The sequence below is a fragment of the Rhodococcus sp. Eu-32 genome (assembly GCF_003336925.1).
In the GTDB taxonomy this organism is placed as follows: Bacteria; Actinomycetota; Actinomycetes; order Mycobacteriales; family Mycobacteriaceae; genus Rhodococcoides; species Rhodococcoides kyotonensis_B.
Genome location: NZ_QGNK01000009.1, coordinates 157,143 through 175,545, shown reverse-complemented (window position 1 = coordinate 175,545; position 18,403 = coordinate 157,143). Strand labels below are relative to the sequence as shown.

Below are 18,403 nucleotides of genomic sequence, written 5' to 3'. Positions count from 1 at the left end.
TCTATCTGACATGATGCCCTGTCAGATTACGGGAGGTTTGCCATGGCTCGAATGCTCGCTGCCCCACCTGCCGATTCGCAGCTCGACGCCGTGCGCGGCGACGGCGGGGTGCCCATCGTCGGACACACCCTCGAATACATGAGGGATCCGCTCAAGCTGTTCGGACGTCGCTGGGAGAAATACGGCGACGTGTCGTGGTTGACCATGGCGGGCCAGCGGTGGATCACGGTTCTCGGACCCGACGCGTGCCAGGAAGTTCTTCAGAACAAGGACAAGGCATTCGTCAACAGCGACGGGTGGTCGCTGCTGATCGGGCCGTTCTTTCACGGCGGGCTCATGTTGCTCGACGACGACGAACATCTGCGCCACCGGCGCATCATGCAACAGGCGTTCACCCGGCAGCGTATTGCGAAGTCGGTCGACGCGTTGAACCCGGTCGTCGCCGAAGGGTTGGAACACTGGGAGCCGGGCGCCGACTTCCATGTCTATCCTGCGCTCAAGGCGTTGACACTGGATGTTGCGACGAACATCTTCATGGGCGGTGCCGAAGGCAGCACGGAAGCCGAAATCGACACGATCAACGCGAGTTTCGTCGCATGCGTTCAGGCTGCGACGTCGATCGTCCGATATCGGGTTCCCGGCACCAGGTGGAAGCGAGGTCTCGACGGGCGCAAGGTGCTCGAGCAGTTCTTTCGGCGCTACCTTCCAGCGCGACGTGACAACGAGACCGACGACCTCTTCTCGGTGTTGTGCCACATCGAATCCGATACCGGGCAACGCTTCACCGACGACGAAGTCATCGACCACATGATCTTCCTGCTCATGGCCGCACACGACACGTCGACCATCACGCTGTCGACGATGATGCAGTATTTGGGCCAACATCCGGAGTGGCGCGAACGGTGTCGTGCGGAGGCGCTTGCGCTGCAGACGGATTCGCCGACGTTTCAGCAGTTGGACGAGCTCGTCGACATCGATCTGGTCATGAAGGAGTGTCTGCGGCTCGTGTCGCCGACGCCCGTCGTCGCGCGCCGCGCCGTGAAAGACACCGTGGTGCAGGGCAAGTACATCCCCGCGGGCACGTACGCGTCCGTGGCACCGCACTTCACGCACCACATGGCGCAGTACTGGCCGAATCCGGAGAAGTTCGACCCGGAACGGTTCTCCGCGGAGCGGCGCGAGGACAAGGTGCACCGCTACGCGTGGGAACCGTTCGGCGGCGGGGTCCACAAGTGCATCGGCATGTACTTCGCGGGTGCGGAGATCAAGACCATCATGTTCCACTTGCTGAGGCGGTTCGAGTGGAGTGTGGACCCGAATTACACTGCGCCACTGAATTTCACGTCGCTGCCCTTCCCCGAGGACGGGCAGCCCGTGAATCTACGACGCCGTTAGCCGGTCGCCCTGTCGGTCAGCCAGCGGACGATGTCGGCGGTGACGTCGTCGCGGTTCGTCTCGTTCAGAATCTCGTGGCGGGCGCCGTCGTAGATCGTGACGGTGACGTCGCTCGAGCCTGCCTCGCGGTAGCGCGACCCGAGTAACTCGACGAGCTGTCCACCACCGGCGAGTGGATCGTCCGAACCCGACGCGATCAGCAGCGGCAGCTCGGAGCGAACCTCTTCGAGCTTGTGCGGGTCGGCAAGCTTGTCGGCCTCGGTGAACAATGCCGGGACGGTGGCGGCGGGAAGGTCGAACCCGCACAACGCGTCGGCGACATAGGCGTCCACCTCCGCCTCGTCGCGCGAGAGCCACTCGTAACCGGTGCGGTGCTCGAAGGCGCTGTTGAACACACTCAGATCGCCGGCGGGGGCGTCCGCCATGCCTGCTGCGAGTACGTCGATCGCCGACGATCCCGACAGGACCACGCCCGCATACAGGTCGGATCGCTCGACCAGAACATGCTGCGCCGCAAACGAACCCATCGAATGCCCGAACAAGAACAGCGGTAGGTCCGGGTAGGTCTCCAGCAGGTGTTCGCCGAGCTGCTCGATGTCCGCCCACAGTGCGGGGAACCCCATCGAGCCCAGGTCTCCAGGTGTGTCGGTGATCGACGAACCGTGGCCACGGTGATCGGAGGCGACGACGTGGAATCCCGCACCGTTGAGAGCTTCGGCGAATCGCGCGTAGCGGCTGCCATGCTCGGCGAGTCCGTGCGCGATCTGTACGACGCCGATGGGAGTCTGCTGTGTCGGCCAGGTGTAGGTGCTGATCTCCAGCTGGTCCTGCTTCGAGATGTACGACGACGTATCGGCCACGGCTGCTCCTTCGACGCTGAGGGGGTCATCGTCGAACATAGCGCGCGGGAGTGTTGTCCGTATCCCCGCAGGTGCTCACCATGTTGCCAGGTGCGGCCTGAATTGCTTGCAAAACGACGTGCGGCTGGCGATTCGGTGAGCGTCTACGTCAGGCGTCCGGCGAAGGCGGCCTCGGTGCGCGGGTCGGTCAGGATGCGACGAAGCCGCCCGTGTACTCGGAAGTACACGGGCGGCTTCGATTGTCACTAGGCGACGTTCAGTGCCAACTCGTCGTCTGCGACGTCCACCGACACGGTGCCACCCTCGGTGAGGATGTCGTCGAGCAGCAGATCGGCGATCCGGTCGTCGAGCGCCCGCTGAATCGAGCGACGCAACGGCCGCGCACCGAACTCGGGCTGATGCCCGTTCCGTGCCAACCAGTCGACCGCTGAATCGCTGAAGGTTATCTCGATGCCCTTGGCCGACAACCGTTCCCGGCTCTCCTCCAGCATGAGGTCGGTGATCCGGTGCAGTTGGTCGGTGTCGAGCTTGCGGAAGACCACGATCTCGTCGATGCGGTTGAGGAATTCCGGCCGCATCGACTCACGCAGCCGACCCATCACCCGGTCGCGCAGAGGCTTCTCGTCCTGCTCGCCCGTCGTGAACCCCAGACCACCGGACTTGCTGGAGATGATGTCCGAGCCGAGGTTGCTCGTCATGATCACCACGGTGTTGCGGAAGTTGACCGTGCGGCCCTGCCCGTCGGTGAGCCTGCCGTCGTCGAGCACCTGTAGCAGCGTGTCGAAGACGTCGGGGTGTGCCTTCTCGATCTCGTCGAGCAGCACCACCGAGTACGGGTTGCGTCGAACCTGCTCGGTCAGCTGACCCGCCTCGCCGTAACCGACGTATCCGGGAGGCGCACCGACGAGACGGCTCACGGTGTGCCGTTCGCCGAACTCGCTCATGTCGAGGCGCAGCATCTTCTTCTCGTCGCCGAACAACGACGCAGCCAGCGCCTTCGCGAGCTCGGTCTTGCCGACACCGGTTGGACCGAGGAACAGGAAGCTGCCGACGGGGCGATCCGGATCACTCATACCGGTCCGGCTACGACGCACCGCACGGGCGATGGCCTTCACTGCTTCGTCCTGTCCGACGACGCGTTCGTGCAGTTCCGCTTCCAGGCGACGCAGACGTTCCTTCTCCTCCTGCGTCATCTGGCTGGCGGGGATGCCGGTTGCACGTGAAACGACGTCGGCGATGTCCTCGGCGGTCACGTCGGGAGCGTCGGCAACCGTTCCGTTCAGGCGCCCCTGCAGCGTTGATACCTCGTCCCTGATCTGCGACGCACGCTCGTAGTCCTCGCGAGCGATGACCTGTTCCTTCTCGACTTCCAGTGCGGCGAGCTGCTTTTCGATCGCTGCACTGTCGACGACCGGACGGGTCAGCTGCTTACGGGCGCCGGCCTGGTCGATCAGGTCGATCGCCTTGTCGGGCAGGAACCGGTCGCCGATGTAGCGATCGGACAGGTCGACGGCAGCGGCAATCGCGTCGTCGGTGTATCGAACACCGTGGTGCTCCTCGTACCGGCTACGCAGCCCGGTGAGAATGGCCTTGGCGTCGTCGACGCTCGGTTCGGGCACTGTCACGGGCTGGAACCGACGCTCGAGAGCGGGGTCCTTCTCGATGTTGGTGCGGTACTCGTCGAGTGTGGTGGCACCGACGATATGCAGTTCGCCGCGAGCGAGCTTGGGTTTGAGGATGTTTCCGGCATCCATGGCGCCGTCGGCGCCGCCGCCTGCACCCGCGAGGGTGTGAACCTCGTCGATGAAGATGACGAGTTCGTCCTTGTGTGCGGAGATCTCGTCGATCACCTTGGTCAGCCGCTCTTCGAAGTCGCCGCGGTAGCGCGTACCGGCGACCATGGACGACAGATCGAGCTGAACGATGCGCTTGCCCTGCAGGCGCTCGGGCACGTCGCCGTCGACGATGCGCTGCGCGAGGCCCTCGACGACGGCGGTCTTGCCGACGCCTGCCTCACCGACGAGCACCGGGTTGTTCTTGGTGCGACGTGACAGGATCTCGATGGTCTGTTGGATTTCGTCGGTACGGCCGATGACCGGGTCGACACCGCCCTGTCGGGCACGTTCGGTCAGGTCGACGCCGTACTTGTCGAGCGTCGGCGTCTCGGAATTCGACGCGGGTTCGACCGTTCCGCCCTTGAGCGCGGTCTGCAGCCCCTCGGGGGTGATTCCTTCCGACGCCAGCAGGCGACCGGCGATGTGATCCTGATCGGCGGCGAACGCCAGGAACAGGTGTTCGGGGTCGATGTACGTCGATCCGAGCGACTGCGCGATGTGGTGCGCCTCGAGGATCGCGGTCTTCAACGTGCTGCTCAGGGCGGTGGCATTCACCGAGCCGCCGCCTTGCGGCAGTCGCAACTCCACCGCGTCGACGACGGCGGGTGATTGGACACCTGCGCGCTGCATGAGGCTGCGGGTGGGATCGTTCTGTGCCATGACGTGCAGCACGTGCAACGCATCGAGTTCGGCGTCGCCGCGTCCGGCAGCGAACGTGGCCGCGTCGCCGATGAGCGACTGGGTGGACCTGCTCATCAGACGGCTGATATCGATGCGACGAGGGCCTTCGGGCCCCAGGTATGCCGGCATTCGTGTTCCTCCTACGGAAGCTTGAGCGTCTTCGACTCAACTAACGTGCTCGACAAGGTATCAATTCCCGCCGACAGAAAAAAACTTCTACACGCCGCGGCCCGTGTGAGAATGGCCCGGTCATCGGAGCATCGACGCGAGGTGGGGACGTGGCGCGAAGCAAGGTTGCGGTTGTCGGGGGCGGAATCATCGGGCTTGCGGTTGCTCGGGAGCTGATGAGGTCGAGGGGCGTCGAGGTGACCGTCTTCGAGAAAGAGGCCTTCGTCGGAGCGCACCAGACCGGTCACAACAGCGGCGTCGTGCACGCGGGCCTCTATTACGAGCCGGGCAGCCTCAAGGCGAGGCTGTGCCGCCGCGGCGTTTCGCTGCTCGAAGAATTCCTTGCCGAGAAGGGCGTGGCGTTCGACAAGTGCGGCAAGATCGTCGTCGCGCACACCGAGGACGAATGCCGGCGCCTCGACGCCATCCACGAGCGAGCGCTGGCCAACGGTGTTCCCGGCGTCAAGCTGATCGAAGCGGAGGACATACGCGCGATCGAACCGCACGCCCGCGGTCGTAAGGCGCTGCATTCCCCGGAAACGGCGATCGTCGACTATCCGGGCATGACGCGCGCGCTCGCCGAGGACATCACGGCGTTCGGCGGGCAGATCCTGCTGCGTACCGCAGTGACGGATCTGGCCGAGCGGTCCGGTGGCGTAGACGTTCAGACCCGCTCTGGTGCAGACCGATTCGACCGGGTCATCGCATGCGCTGGTCTGCAGTCGGACCGCCTCGCCGTGACAGCAGGGGAGTCGTCGTTTCCGAAGATCGTGCCGTTCTACGGCGATTACTTCCTGCTGTCACCCGAGAAGTCGGCGTTGGTGAACGGGTTGATCTATCCGGTGCCGGACCCGAAGTACCCGTTCCTCGGCGTGCATGTCAGCAAGACGATTCAGGGCGATGTGACGTTGGGGCCCAACGCTTTTCTGTCACTCGGTCGCGAATCCTACGACCGTCGGACGCTGTCGCCGAAGGACGTGGCCGACGCCATCGGCTTCCCCGGGTTCTGGAGATTCGCCGCGCGCAACATCCCAGCCGCAGTACGCGAGACCCGAACTGCGCTGAGCACACGAGTTTTCGTCGAACAAGCGCGTCGATACGTCCCCGCCATCTCCGTCGAGGATGTCCGACGCGGCCCTCGCGGCATTCGTGCGCAGGCGATGAACCGCGACGGCAGCCTCGAGGACGACTTCGTCATCACCGGTAGCGCGCGGATCCTCCACGTACGCAACGCGCCGTCGCCGGGCGCTACCTCGTCGCTCGCAATCGCCGAGCATGTCGTGCAAGAGGCTTACCGCCGGGCGGAGTGACCTCGGTGGGCATGGTGTACCACTTTTGTCACTCGACGGACGGGATCTCCCGCACCCGACCGACCGTAACTGGTACACCATGCCCACCCGTCAGCGCTTCTTCGTTCCCGGCAGGATGCCCGCGTCGATCACGGCCTTGACGTAGGGCCGCACACGGATGATCAGGTCCTCGGCATCGGGCACGTCGCGCCAGATGCCCGACGCCAGTGCATCGGTCCTGGCCTCGATGTGCGCATCGAGTGCGACGCCGTCGTCGGTCAATGCTTCGCCTGCGTCGGTGCGCATCAGCAGGTTTCGCGTGGCGAGGCGATCGAATGCGGCGTCCCATTCCTCGTCCGACCATTGGCGAGTCAACTGGGTGATCCGCTTTCCGAGGACGCGTCGGGCCTTCGGTTCGGGGTGGAAAGCTTCGTGGAAGACGACGGCCTCGGTCGGGTCCAGCTGCGCGTCGACCAGTGCTGCGATGTGGCCGTCACCGCGCCACTCCCGGATGACGGTGATCGCATGCCACAACGCAAGGTGCGGCGCGTCCGGTGCGGTCGCCGAATGCCAGGCGGCGGCGAGTGGACGGCCGGCGAACACCGCGGTGTCGCCGATGTGCCTGAGCCGCTTCGCAACCTCGACCAGTTCGGAGTCGCCAGTACGAGAACCCAGTGCATCACCGAGGACCGAGTCGAGCATCGCCCACCGTCGATCCGACACCCTGTCCAACCCGGCGCCGACGGCAGCAGGCCAGGCTTTCTCGATCATGGAGGGGTTGAAGTTGTAGAACGCCGCCGCGACGACACTGGCGGCGGTCTCACCCATCGGTGCTGCTCGGGCACCGACGTACCAGGCGTGCCCGTCGAGTCCCAGTTCGTCACCCGCCTCCCTTACCTGGGGGTTGAAGTAAGCCGACACGTGAAAGGGTTCGAGCGTCGTGTAGGCGGCACGTGCGATCTCAGTCAGGCTCATGCTGCTCGAACTTACCTGTAGGTAAGCTAGCGGCCCAGACTCTTCGCCAAATAGACGCCGGTGTGTGTATCGGACTTCACCAGCGCGTCGACCGTACCGGTGAACACGATCTCGCCACCGTTGTGTCCGCCGTCGGGCCCGAGGTCGATCACCCAGTCCGCAGCCGCGACGACGTCGAGGTTGTGTTCGATCACGATGACGGTGCGACCCTCGTCGACCATCCCGGACAGCAATGCGATCAACTTCGATACGTCCGACGGGTGCAGTCCGGTCGTGGGTTCGTCGAGAACGAGGATCGGCGACGAGCCCACCAACTCCGTCGCGAGCTTGAGTCGCTGACGCTCGCCACCCGACAGGGACGAAAGGTTCTGTCCGAGAGACAGATACCCGAGTCCGACGTCGGAGCAGCGATGCAGAATGTCGCGTATCTTCTTGACCTCGAAGAAGTCCTGCGCATCCTCGACGGACATCTCGAAGATGTCTGCGATGCTCACGCCGTCGACGGTGTGCTTGATCGCGCCCGATCGAAATCGCCTGCCCTGACACGTTTCACACATGCTCGTCACGGGATCGGTGAACCCGAGATCGGTGAAGATGATGCCGCTGCCCTGGCAATCGGGGCACGCGCCGTCGGAGTTGGGGGAGAACAACGACGCGGGCTGGCCGGTCTTCTTCGCGAAGTATGCGCGGATCGGATCGAGCAGGCCGGTGTAGGTGGCGGGGGAGGAACGACGGGAGCCGCGGATGGGTGCTTGGTCGATGATGACGGCATCCTCCGCGACCGAACGCAGGTGTCCGTGAATCAGACTCGACTTACCCGATCCGGCCACGCCGGTGACTGCAGTCAGGACCCCGAGTGGAATGTCGACGCTGACGTCGCGAAGGTTGTGTGTCGTCGCGTTCGCGATGGACACGAAACTCGTTGCGGTGCGCGGAGGCTGCGTCGTCGCGCCTTCTCGTCGCAGGGCGGTTCCGGTCCGGGTGTCGGCGGACCGCAGCTCGTCGTACGTTCCCTCGAAGACGACGGTTCCGCCTGCTTTGCCTGCGCCCGGGCCGATTTCGACGATTCGGTCGGCGATGGCCATCACTTCGGGATCGTGTTCGACGACCAGGACCGTGTTTCCCTTGTCCCGCAACGCGAGCAGCATGTCGTTCAGGCGGTGGACGTCGCGCGGGTGAAGGCCTGTGGTGGGTTCGTCGAACACGTACAGCATGTCGTTGAGCGTCGAGCCGAGGTGACGCACCATCTTGATGCGCTGCGATTCACCGCCGGACAGCGACGACGTCGCGCGGTCGAGGCTGAGGTAGCCGAGACCGAGGTCGACAAGACGACGAAGCTGCAGCACGATTTCCTGCCGAGGGCCGTCGAGACCCTTCAAGCTCCAGCCGTCGAGACGTTCGGCGAGGTCGGACACCTGCATGGCGAACGCGTCGGGAAGCGACAGTCCTTCCAGCGTCGCACCGCGAATGGTGTCGTTGTAGCGGGTGCCGCCGCACGCGTCGCAGATTCCACGTGTGACGATGCGTTCGAAGGCGGCTTTGGCCTTGCCCTTGAGTGCATCGGCATCCTTCGACAGGTAGCTGCGCCGGAAGCGAGAGATGATGCCTTCGTAACTCTTCATGACGGCGTCGGGATTCGGAACCGTCACCTCGCCTGGCTGGGCGTCGAAGAACAGGTGTCGTTCTCGTGCCGAATACTGCTCGATCGGAACGTCGAGGTCGAAGAATCCGGAGTCGGCGAACACGCGGTACGGCCACTTGCCGGGCTCGAAGTCCGGGTGCTTGAACGGCCCCTCGCGCAACGATTTCGATTCGTCGACCAGCTCGGCGAGATCGATCACCTTGGCCTCGCCGAGTCCTTCGCATTCGGGGCACATGCCCGCCGGGTCGTTGAAGGAGAAGGCGTTGGCGTATCCGATCGACGGTTGCACCCCGCGCGACCACAGCATGCGAAGCCAGTCGCCGATGTCGGTGATGGTGCCGACGGTCGAGCGTGGGCCACCGAACAAACGCTTCTGGTCGACGATGACGACGGCGGACAGATTGGCGATGAGGTCGGCGTCCGGCCTACCGTACGACGGTAGGAATGTCTGCGCGAACGCGGTGAACGTCGAGTTGATCTGACGTTGCGCTTCGGCGGCGATCGTGTCGAACACGAGCGAGGACTTACCGGAGCCGGACACTCCGGCGAAGACGATCAACGAGTGCTTGGGTAGATCGAGATCGACGTCGTGGAGATTGTTCTCCCGTGCGCCTCGGACAATGATCGTGGACAGGGCTTCGGTCATGGTCATGGACGATGCTCACCTTTCGCCGGACTGTGCCGACGCATCGTACCGTACGGTGTACGAAATGTCGTTGGCTAGAACTCCACCTCCAGGTTCGGGCTGGTCGGCTTGGCCTGACAGGCCAGGATGTAGCCGTCGTCCACATCTTCCGGCGTGAGCGCAGAATTGGTGCCCGGGTCTACCGTTCCCCGCCGCAGGATGCACGCGCACGACCCGCATTCACCCTCACGGCAGGAGTACGGGGCATCGACGCCTGCCGTGATCAGGACGTCGATCAACGTCGATTCGCTGGGCCAGGCCAGCGTGTGCTGTTCGCCGTCCAATTCCACCGACACCGTGGACGAACTCTCGGTCTGCGGAGTATCGATGGCAAGGGTGAACGGGTCGCCGGACAGTGAGGCGAACCTTTCGACGTGCACGTTCCCATTCGGGACGCCCAACTCTTGCAGAACATCTTCCACGGCGGACATGAATGGGCCGGGGCCGCAGATGAACGCGTGCCGATCGGTCGTCGATGACGCGAAGTCGAGTAAACCTGCGGGGGAGGGGATCCCGCGGTCGCTCTCGAGCCAGTGCTCGACCCGCAAACGATCCGGGTGCCGCGACTCGAGACGCTCGAGTTCGTGGTCGAAGATGACGGATTCACGGTCCCGGTTGGCGTAGAACACTGCGACGTGTGCGTCCGACGTCGCGAGGGCAGTGCGCAGTATCGACATGATGGGTGTGATGCCGCTTCCTCCAGCGAACAGGACGAGGTCGTGATCGAACGAGTCCGGGGTGAAGGTTCCGCTAGGCGGAAGCACGCGTAACGTCATCCCTGCCTTCGCGTTGTCGCACAACCAATTCGAGCCGTACCCGGCACGGGTGCGCTTGACGGTCACCTCGAGTGTGGATCCGGTCGCCGGTGAGCTCGCCAACGAATAGCACCGCGCCACGAATCCGGTCTGCTCGCTCGGGATGCGAAGAGTAAGGAATTGTCCTGGCTTGTAGGGGAGGTCGGCGTCGAACACGATCGACACGGCGTCCTGTGTTTCCTGCACGACGTCGCGGATTTCAAGATCGACCCCGAGTAGTCGCGTTTCGACGAGTGTCATGGTGCGGCCACCTTGAGTGGCAGGGACTGGTGCCACACCTCGCCCAGAATCTTGCCGAGTTCGTCTATGCGTTCTCGTTTCGGTGTGCTCGCGGGCAGGCCGATGTGCACATAGGCCAGTTGCTCGGTCATACATCCGAGGGTTTCGGCAAGGAGTTCGAAATCGCGGTCCTCGACGACTCCTGCCTCGGCCAGTCGTTCGAGCCATCGTCGGGTGCGCGCGACGTAGTCCGAACGTAGGTTCAGCCACAGTTGCTGAAACCCCTCGTTCGCGCTCGCGGCAGCCGCCTCGCGCAGCAGGCGCAGCATGTGGCGGTGGCGCGCATAGGTTTGCAGATACGTCGTGTTGACCTCGATGAGCGACGCCAGCTCGCCGTGCGCTCGATCGGGACGACCTCGTGAGTTCGAGAGTTCCTCCAATGCCGGCCGCAGGGCGGCGAGGAACACGTCGTCCAAACCGGCGAAATGCCGGTAGAAATTGCCCTGGGCGGTGTCCGCTCGGTGGGTGATGTCGGAGATTCGAGTTCTCGTGTATCCGTACTCCGTGAAGCATTCGGTCGCGGCGGCGACGATCTTGTCGCGGGTCTGTTCGCCGCGTCGATTCGCGCGTTTCGGTGAGGTGACGGTGTTTTCCACCAGGCCGGCGCGCGTGAACTCGGCATCGATTCCGGTGGTGGCCGCATTCTCTGTCATGTCTCAGGCGCTTTCGAGTGGTCGACGGGTCACCGACGCCAAGTGGTGGTCGGCCGGGAGAGGGTCGGGCAGCCAGGTCAGCAACTCTGCGAGCGACGCGTGTGTGCGGTGGCCTGTTTGGAGGACGTTCCCCTCGTAGATCTTCCCCGACGCACCGTCGACTGTGATCGTCCGACCCTGTAGTGCAGCAACGGTGCCTGGCCCGCAACCGACGACGCAGGGGAGACCGATCTCTCGGCAGACGAGCGCCGCGTGCGACGTCGAACCACCCACTTCGGTGACGACGGCGACGGATTCGAACATGGCCGGAACGTCGTCGGGTGCGGTCGACGGACGGACCAACACCACTGAGGTCCCCTCCGCGGCCAGATTCTGAGCTTCGTCGGTGTCGGTGACGGCGATTCCGGCGGCGATACCGGGGCTCGCCCCATTGCCCTGGGCGACAACCGGTGCGCCCGCAGTGACGCCGCCGCTGGTTTCCAGCGATCGGATTTGTTCGGCCGAGACACGTTCGATCGCTTCGGATTTCGAGATCACGCCGGCGTGTGCGAGGTCGACAGCGACTTGCACGGCAGCCGCAGCCGAACGCTTGCCCTTTCGGCACTGCAGCACGTACAGCGTGTCGGCTTCGATCGTGAACTCGATATCGACGAGGTCCCGGTGGTCCAGTTCGAGTACTTCGGCAATCCGCGCCAACTCCGAATAATGGTGCGGGAGCGTCGTCTTCAGGTGTGCAAGAGGCGACGGGGTGCGCTCACCGGACACGACGTCCTCACCCTGCGCTTGCGCGAGCCATTCGCCGAACAAAGCGTTCTCCCCCGAGCTCGGGTTGCGGCTGAACAGAACGCCTGTACCCGATTCGGCGTCGCGGTTGCCGAAGACCATGGCCTGCACCGTCACTGCCGTGCCGGTTCCCGCGCCGAGGCCGTGGCGGGCACGATAAGCGGCTACACGCTCGTTGTTCCACGAGTCGAACACCGCACCGATGGCACCGCGCAGCTGCTCGTACGGATCTGACGGCACAGGCCCGACGACGGAGGTGTAGCTCTCGCAGAACCGATTCCACGTGTTCTGTGCCCAGGCGTCGTCGCCTGTCGCCGTTGCCAGTTCGTCGCGCAGCGATTCGGTGAGGCCGAGATTGAGCACCGTGTCCATCATTCCCGGCATGGACTGGGCTGCACCCGAACGAACCGAGACGAGTAGCGGAAACGGTCCGACGCCGAACCTGCGGCCGGTCTCGTGTTCGAGCCGTGCGAGGTGTTCGAGCACCTCGGTCCACAGCTCGTCCGTCAAGGTGCCGCCGTTCTCGTAATACCGAGCGCAGAGGGGAGTGGTCAGCGCAAATGCGGGCGGTACCGGGAGACCGAGGGCACGCATCTTGTTGACGCTGTATGCCTTTCCGCCGAGCAGCTCGCGGCTGCCGGGCTCGGTACCGTTCAGGTCGACGATGGTCGGCAGGCTCATGGAACGAGTCCTTTCGAAAGGTTCAGCGGATCGGGCAGCAGTGCAGAGCGTGTCGCGAGCAGTCCGCCTTCGACAGGAACGTCGATGCCGTTGCTCCACGACGCGGCGGGAGACAGGAAGAACTCGACGACGGCGGCGACCTCGTCCGCCGTTCCGTGTCGACCGACGGCGGCCACCGACCTGTCCATCGAGGCGGCCCCCATACTCGTCGTGAAATCGGCGAGGATCGGAGTTTGGGTGGGGCCAGGGCTGACCGAGACGGCGCCGATGCTCCGGGGGATCAGGTAGGTGGCAAGGGACGACGTCCACTCCAGGACCGCGCGTTTGGAGGTGTCGTAGGCTGCAGGGCCGTCGAGAGAGTGAGTGTCGAGCCATGCGCGGAGCTCGGTTCGATCGGACACCTCGAGCAGTGTCGCGATGTCGGGCAGTGCGAGTGTGTTCCGGTGTGCGGCCACGGATGCGACGTTGACGATCCGGGAGCCTGCAGTCATGGTTTCGAGGCACCGTGCCGTCAGAAGACGCATTCCGAGTGTGTTGACGGCCAGCACGAGTTCGGGTGACGCGGTTCCAGGAACCCCTGCGACATTGGCGAGCATGTCGATATCGTCGGGTAGTTCGATCGACGCAATATCGCCAGGACTCGAGAGATCGCACAGTACGGTTCGCGCGCCCGGCTCCGGGCAGGGGTTGCGGTCCACCGCCCACACGTCCGAGCCGGCTCGCAGTGCTCGTCGAACCAGTGCCAAACCGATGCCCGACGCCGCGCCCGTCACGACGAGTGTCATGCCATCACCGCCGTCACGTCGGTGAACTCCGCGAAACCGAGCGCACCGAGTTCTCGGCCGTACCCGGACAGTTTCACTCCGCCGAACGGAACAGCGGGCCGGCTCCTGGTCTTCACCCCGTTCAACTTCACCTGTCCCACGTGTAGTTTCGACGCCACAGCCTCGGCCTCGGTCGGGCTGCCCCAGACTTCGGCGGACAACCCGTAGTCGCTGTCGTTTGCGATGGCGACGGCCTCTTCCACGTCGCGATAGGTCTGCAGGACGACGACCGGGCCGAAGATCTCCTCGCGCACGGCACGCGAGGTCGGAGGCAGATCGGCGATGACGGTCGGAGCCATGAAACAGCCGGCTTCCGGCTTGCCGGTACCGATCACGAGGCGTCCACCGTCGGCGATCGCGGACTGGGCGTAGTCGACCACCCGGGCGAGCTGTCTCTCGGAGGCAAGGGGACCGTGCGTCGTGGCCGGGTCGGACGGATCGCCGAGGACGATCGACATCTCGGCGATCCTCTGCTCGATCTCGGCAGCAGATTCGGCCGGTATCACCATCCGCGTCGGTGCGTTGCAGGCCTGACCGGAGTTGACCAACGCATTTCCGAGGGCGCCGGGGACAGCCGCATCGAAATCGGCGTCAGGAAGGATAACCGCAGGTGACTTCCCTCCGAGTTCCAACGTCGTGCGTGCCAACGTGCCGGCCGCGAGAGCGGCGACGGTGCGTCCGGCGTCGACACTTCCGGTGAACGACACATGCGCGATGCGTGGATGCCCGGCGAGGGCGGCACCCGTGACACGCCCTGTTCCTTGTACGACGCTGAATGCCCCCGGCGGGAGACCGGCGTCGAGAAAAATCTGCGCCACGCTCACCGCGTCGAACGGTGTGGCCTCGGACGGCTTCAGTACGACGGTGCAGCCGGCACCCAACGCCGCCGATACCTTGGCGACGATCTGGTGAACAGGCATGTTCCATGGTGTGATGGCACCGACGACACCGCTTGCGCGACGGCGCAACTGGGCACCGTCGATCGACTCGACCCACGGGAACGAACGTGCGATAGCGGCTGTCGCGCGCAGCACCGACGCCGGCAGCTCCGCTTGTGTCACCGTGGACAACCGGATGGGCATGCCCATCTCTCGGGTGACGGTGCCGGCGATGTCGGCGGCGTGTTCGTCGAGCAGGTCGGCCGCTCGTTCGAGCACTGCCGCACGCTCCTCGATCGTTGTGCGTGACCAGTCGTGAAACGCGTGCTCTGCGGACTGTACGGCCAGATCGACTGTCTCGGAACCGGACTCGTGGGTGAACCCGATCGACGTGCCGGTGAAGGGGTCGATCACGTCGATGGGTGCACCCGACCGCGTGGCAGTTCCGCCGACCAACGACACCGCGTGCTCAGGCATCGGCCCGGTTCACAGTCACGGGGAGGGTCTTGATTCCTCGGAAGAAGTTGCTCTGCAATCGATCGACGTCACCTGTGACGTCCATGCGAAGACCGCGTTCGACGATCCGAGTGAAGAACAATTTCGCTTCGAGTCGTGCAAGATTGGCGCCGAGACACGCGTGGGCACCCCAGCCGAACCCGACGTGTTCGTTGGGGAAACGGTCGCCGCGGAATTCTTCGGGGTTGTCGAACACTCGCTCGTCGCGGTTGGCGGAACAGAACCACATGACCACCTTGTCGCCCTTGCGGATGGTCTTGTCGTGCATGTCGATGTCGCGTGTTGCGGTGCGGCGCATCGACAGTACCGGCGAGGTCATTCGCACCATCTCCTCGACGACGACGCGGATCTTCGCCGGATTGTCGCGCATGTACTGCCACCACTTGGGGTGTTCGTGCAACAACTGAACTCCACCGGACAACAGGTTTCGAGTGGTTTCGTTTCCGGCGACCATGAGGATGAGGTAGTAAGCATCCAGATATCCACGCGCCAAGGGCTTTCCGTCCAATTCTGCGGCGGTGAGAACGCTGATCAGATCGTCCGCGGGGCACTGCCGTCGCAATTTCTCGAGGCCGCGGAAGTACCCGAACACCTCGTCGCGCGCCTTCACCGCGGTCTCCGGCCCCTCCGAGTAGTCGGGGTCCTCGCTGGCCATCTGATTGGTCCACTTCAACAGATTCGGGCAATCCTCGAGGGGTGCACCCAGCAGACGTCCGATCATGACCAGCGGCAGCTGCGACGTGATGGTCGCGACCAGATCGACCTCCCCGGCATCGACGGCGGTGTCGAGCAGCGAGTCGATCACGGCCGCGACGTCCTTCTCCAGCGACTTGATCTTCACCGGTCGCACGTGTGGGGTGACGATTCCGCGTAACGGTCCGTGCTCGGGCGGGTCGACGTGATGGATGCTCCGGGCGCCCTCTCCCTCGGCGCGCCTGCTCGCAATCTGCGTGCCGTCTGTGACGGAGAAGCTTTCGTAGGACGATGCCACGGTCTTGACGTCGTCGTATCGCGTGACCGACCAGAAGCCAGGACCGTTCTGTTCGGGATTCCAGTGCAGAGGATCCGTATTGCGCAGATGCGCGAACACCCGGTGATCGGATCCATCCGCGAACGGACGAAGGTCCATCAGGTCGACGTCATCCGTAATCGTCATCGTGTCCTCCCGTGCAGAACTGGTTTGCGACTCGTGTTTCACTAAACCATACAACTGGAGTGGTGTGAACCACATCTTGTGCAAAAATGTGGCGTGCGGTTAGCTGATGGGCATTAGTGACCGACAATTCGCAAACGAGGTTGCAGGTGTACCCACCGAAAATTGCCAGGAGCAGGCCGGACGCCGTCGCATACGTGATGGCGGAGTCAGGCGCATCCCTGACGTACGGCGAGCTGGACCGCAGATCCAATCAGCTCGCCCATCGGTGGCGCGAGCATGGTGTCGGCAGCGGCGATACCGTGGTGATCGCGATGGAGAACAACATCGAGTGGCCGGTGGTAGTCGCCGCCGGAATGCGCACCGGGTTGTACGTGACCCCGGTGAACTGGCATCTGCAGCCATCGGAACTGACAGCACTCGTGGCCGAGTGCGAGCCTGCAGTAGTCGTCACGAGCGCGAAGCTGGCGTCTGTCGTGCGTCAGGCCACCGAATCCGTCGGACATGACCCGTTGTTACAGAGTGTCGACGACGGTGTGGCCGGGTTCGAGTACCTCGCCACGGCGGTGAAGAGCCTGCCCGACAACCCGGTCGACGGTGAACTACTGGGCGCGCGAGTGTTGTTCAGCGGCGGAACGACGGGACGGCCGAAGGCGTTTCGTCAAGCCTTGCTCGGAGTCCATCCCGAGGATGCGCCGCCGCGACACGCGGGTCTGGTCGACAAGCTCGGCATCGACGCCGACACCGTCCTCCTGTCACCGGCGCCGAACTATCATGCGGCGCCGTTCACTTTCCAGCTGATCACGCTCGCGGTGGGCGGAACCGTCGTGTGCATGGAGAAGTTCGATGCCGAGGCTGCCCTGCGCGCAATCGACACGTACCGAGTGACCCATTCTCAATGGGTGCCGACGATGCTCGTGCGGTTGTTGAATGTTGCGGACAAGCAGCAGTTCACGGGCGCGGCACACCGGGTTGCCTTCACCTCGGGGGCGCCGTGTTCGGTCGACATCAAAACGCGGATCGATTCGTGGTGGGGGCCCGTTCTACACGAGTACTACGGTGCTTCGGAGGGATACGGACACACCTACATCGCGCCGTCGGAGGCGCGTTTGCGCCCGGGGTCGGTCGGTAAACCGCTGGGGCCCACAGTCGTCCACATCACCGACGCCGAGGGCGCCGAGGTTCCATCGAGGACCGTCGGAACAGTGTGGTTCGAATCCACTGCGGCGCCGAGCTATAGGAACGCGGGAGACGTCAACGGATGGAAGCAGATGGGTGACCTCGGCTACCTCGACGACGACGGCTACCTCTATCTCGTCGGCCGGACCGGCTACATGATCATCTCGGGTGGGGTCAACATCTATCCCGACGAGATCGAAGAAACTTTGATCGCGCATCCTGGCGTACTCGATGCTGCCGTATTCGGGGTGCCCGACGCCGAATTCGGGGAGCGGGTCAAGGCTGTCGTCGAACTGCGGGAGCCGTCGATCACTGCAGCAGAGCTGATCGAGTTCTGTCGAGATCGCCTCGCGCACTTCAAAGCTCCGCGGGAGGTCGAGTTCACCTCGTGCCTTCCTCGGTTGCCTACCGGAAAATTGAACAAGCGCGCACTGAAAGATGCATTCGCTCACTCAGGAGGACAGTCATGACACCCACTGCTCAGGAATCATTCTCGATTCTGCATTCGATCCGCGTCAAAGGATTGGCAACCGATCCGGTCCTCGCTGCCATGGTCGGAATGTCGCCGGAAGACCTGCATTCGAGGTTGAAGCCGCTCGTCGCCGAGCATCTCGTCGTGCGGCGCGAGGGTCGGATGAGCGGAAGCATGCTGACCCCCGTGGGCAAGGAGAAGCACGCGGACTTGCTGGCCTTGATGACGCCGGGGCCGGCCGTGAACGACTTCTACGAAGCTTTTCTTCCCTTGAACAGAAGGTTCAAGAAGATCTGCAGCGCTTGGCAGATGCGGGACGAAGTCACGCCCAACGATCATGCGGATCCGGAGTACGACGCAGGCGTCATCGAGGACCTGGCCCTGGTGCACGATGAGCTCGCGGCGTTACTGGTTCCGTTGGGCGCGGAGGATTCGCGAATGTCTCTGTACGGGCCACGGTTGACTGCGGCGTTGGAGCGTATTCGCGGCGGTGACCGCGGCGCGTTCGCGCGGCCCATGAACGACAGCTATCACGACATCTGGATGGAACTGCACCAAGATCTGCTCCTGGTGTCGGGGCGGGCTCGCGGCGAGCACGACGAGTAGCTGCTCCGCGGGTTCTGGCGGGAGGGCGCACAGC

Annotated in this window: 14 protein-coding genes; 4 read left to right on the top strand and 10 right to left on the bottom strand. The window is 64.0% G+C overall.

Annotated elements, in window-relative coordinates; all coding sequences use genetic code 11:
- Nucleotides 1-42: 42 nt before the first annotated feature.
- Nucleotides 43-1,395 carry a cytochrome P450 gene (locus tag DK926_RS13350; RefSeq protein WP_114330806.1) on the top strand — a complete coding sequence of 451 codons (1,353 nt, stop codon included), beginning with the start codon at nucleotides 43-45 and terminating at the stop codon, nucleotides 1,393-1,395.
- On the opposite strand, the gene DK926_RS13345 is transcribed toward DK926_RS13350, so the two are convergent.
- Together DK926_RS13345 and DK926_RS13340 are read right to left on the bottom strand one after the other, a co-directional pair.
- Nucleotides 1,392-2,255 (bottom strand): alpha/beta hydrolase, encoded by an 864-nt coding sequence (locus DK926_RS13345; RefSeq protein ID WP_243636792.1) that lies wholly within the window; start codon nucleotides 2,253-2,255, stop codon nucleotides 1,392-1,394. The genes DK926_RS13350 and DK926_RS13345 overlap by 4 nt on opposite strands.
- A 245-nt stretch (nucleotides 2,256-2,500) precedes the next feature.
- Nucleotides 2,501-4,900 carry an ATP-dependent Clp protease ATP-binding subunit gene (locus tag DK926_RS13340; RefSeq protein WP_114330804.1) on the bottom strand — a complete coding sequence of 800 codons (2,400 nt, stop codon included), beginning with the start codon at nucleotides 4,898-4,900 and terminating at the stop codon, nucleotides 2,501-2,503.
- A gap of 149 nt (nucleotides 4,901-5,049) precedes the next feature.
- On the opposite strand from DK926_RS13340, the gene lhgO reads away from it, so the two are divergent.
- Nucleotides 5,050-6,249 (top strand): L-2-hydroxyglutarate oxidase, encoded by a 1,200-nt coding sequence (gene lhgO / locus DK926_RS13335; protein WP_114330803.1) that lies wholly within the window; start codon nucleotides 5,050-5,052, stop codon nucleotides 6,247-6,249.
- Nucleotides 6,250-6,339: 90 nt separating this feature from the next.
- On the opposite strand, the gene DK926_RS13330 is transcribed toward lhgO, so the two are convergent.
- From DK926_RS13330 to DK926_RS13295, 8 genes are all read right to left on the bottom strand, one after another.
- Complete coding sequence (locus DK926_RS13330) at nucleotides 6,340-7,203, bottom strand: hypothetical protein (RefSeq protein WP_114330802.1); 864 nt, start codon at nucleotides 7,201-7,203, stop codon at nucleotides 6,340-6,342.
- A gap of 26 nt (nucleotides 7,204-7,229) precedes the next feature.
- Nucleotides 7,230-9,497, bottom strand: coding sequence for an excinuclease ABC subunit UvrA (locus DK926_RS13325; RefSeq protein WP_114330801.1), 2,268 nt, complete (start codon nucleotides 9,495-9,497; stop codon nucleotides 7,230-7,232).
- A 68-nt stretch (nucleotides 9,498-9,565) separates the two neighbouring features.
- Entirely contained in the window at nucleotides 9,566-10,585 is a 1,020-nt protein-coding gene (locus DK926_RS13320) for a ferredoxin--NADP reductase (RefSeq protein ID WP_114330800.1), read from the bottom strand.
- Entirely contained in the window at nucleotides 10,582-11,277 is a 696-nt protein-coding gene (locus DK926_RS13315; RefSeq protein ID WP_114330799.1) for a TetR/AcrR family transcriptional regulator, read from the bottom strand. Before DK926_RS13315 ends, DK926_RS13320 begins: the two co-directional genes overlap by 4 nt.
- 3 nt (nucleotides 11,278-11,280) lie before the next feature.
- Nucleotides 11,281-12,741 carry a pyruvate, phosphate dikinase gene (locus DK926_RS13310; protein WP_114330798.1) on the bottom strand — a complete coding sequence of 487 codons (1,461 nt, stop codon included), beginning with the start codon at nucleotides 12,739-12,741 and terminating at the stop codon, nucleotides 11,281-11,283.
- Nucleotides 12,738-13,526: an SDR family oxidoreductase gene (locus DK926_RS13305; protein WP_114330797.1), complete on the bottom strand. Its 789-nt coding sequence runs from the start codon at nucleotides 13,524-13,526 to the stop codon at nucleotides 12,738-12,740. The genes DK926_RS13310 and DK926_RS13305 overlap by 4 nt, the downstream gene beginning before the upstream one ends.
- Nucleotides 13,523-14,920, bottom strand: coding sequence for an aldehyde dehydrogenase family protein (locus tag DK926_RS13300; protein WP_207890811.1), 1,398 nt, complete (start codon nucleotides 14,918-14,920; stop codon nucleotides 13,523-13,525). Before DK926_RS13300 ends, DK926_RS13305 begins: the two co-directional genes overlap by 4 nt.
- Nucleotides 14,913-16,115: a cytochrome P450 gene (locus DK926_RS13295; protein WP_114330795.1), complete on the bottom strand. Its 1,203-nt coding sequence runs from the start codon at nucleotides 16,113-16,115 to the stop codon at nucleotides 14,913-14,915. Before DK926_RS13295 ends, DK926_RS13300 begins: the two co-directional genes overlap by 8 nt.
- Nucleotides 16,116-16,261: 146 nt before the next feature.
- On the opposite strand from DK926_RS13295, the gene DK926_RS13290 reads away from it, so the two are divergent.
- Nucleotides 16,262-17,761, top strand: coding sequence for an AMP-binding protein (locus DK926_RS13290; protein ID WP_114330794.1), 1,500 nt, complete (start codon nucleotides 16,262-16,264; stop codon nucleotides 17,759-17,761).
- Nucleotides 17,758-18,369, top strand: coding sequence for a MarR family transcriptional regulator (locus tag DK926_RS13285; RefSeq protein WP_114330793.1), 612 nt, complete (start codon nucleotides 17,758-17,760; stop codon nucleotides 18,367-18,369). Before DK926_RS13290 ends, DK926_RS13285 begins: the two co-directional genes overlap by 4 nt.
- The last annotated feature ends 34 nt before the right edge of the window (nucleotides 18,370-18,403 follow it).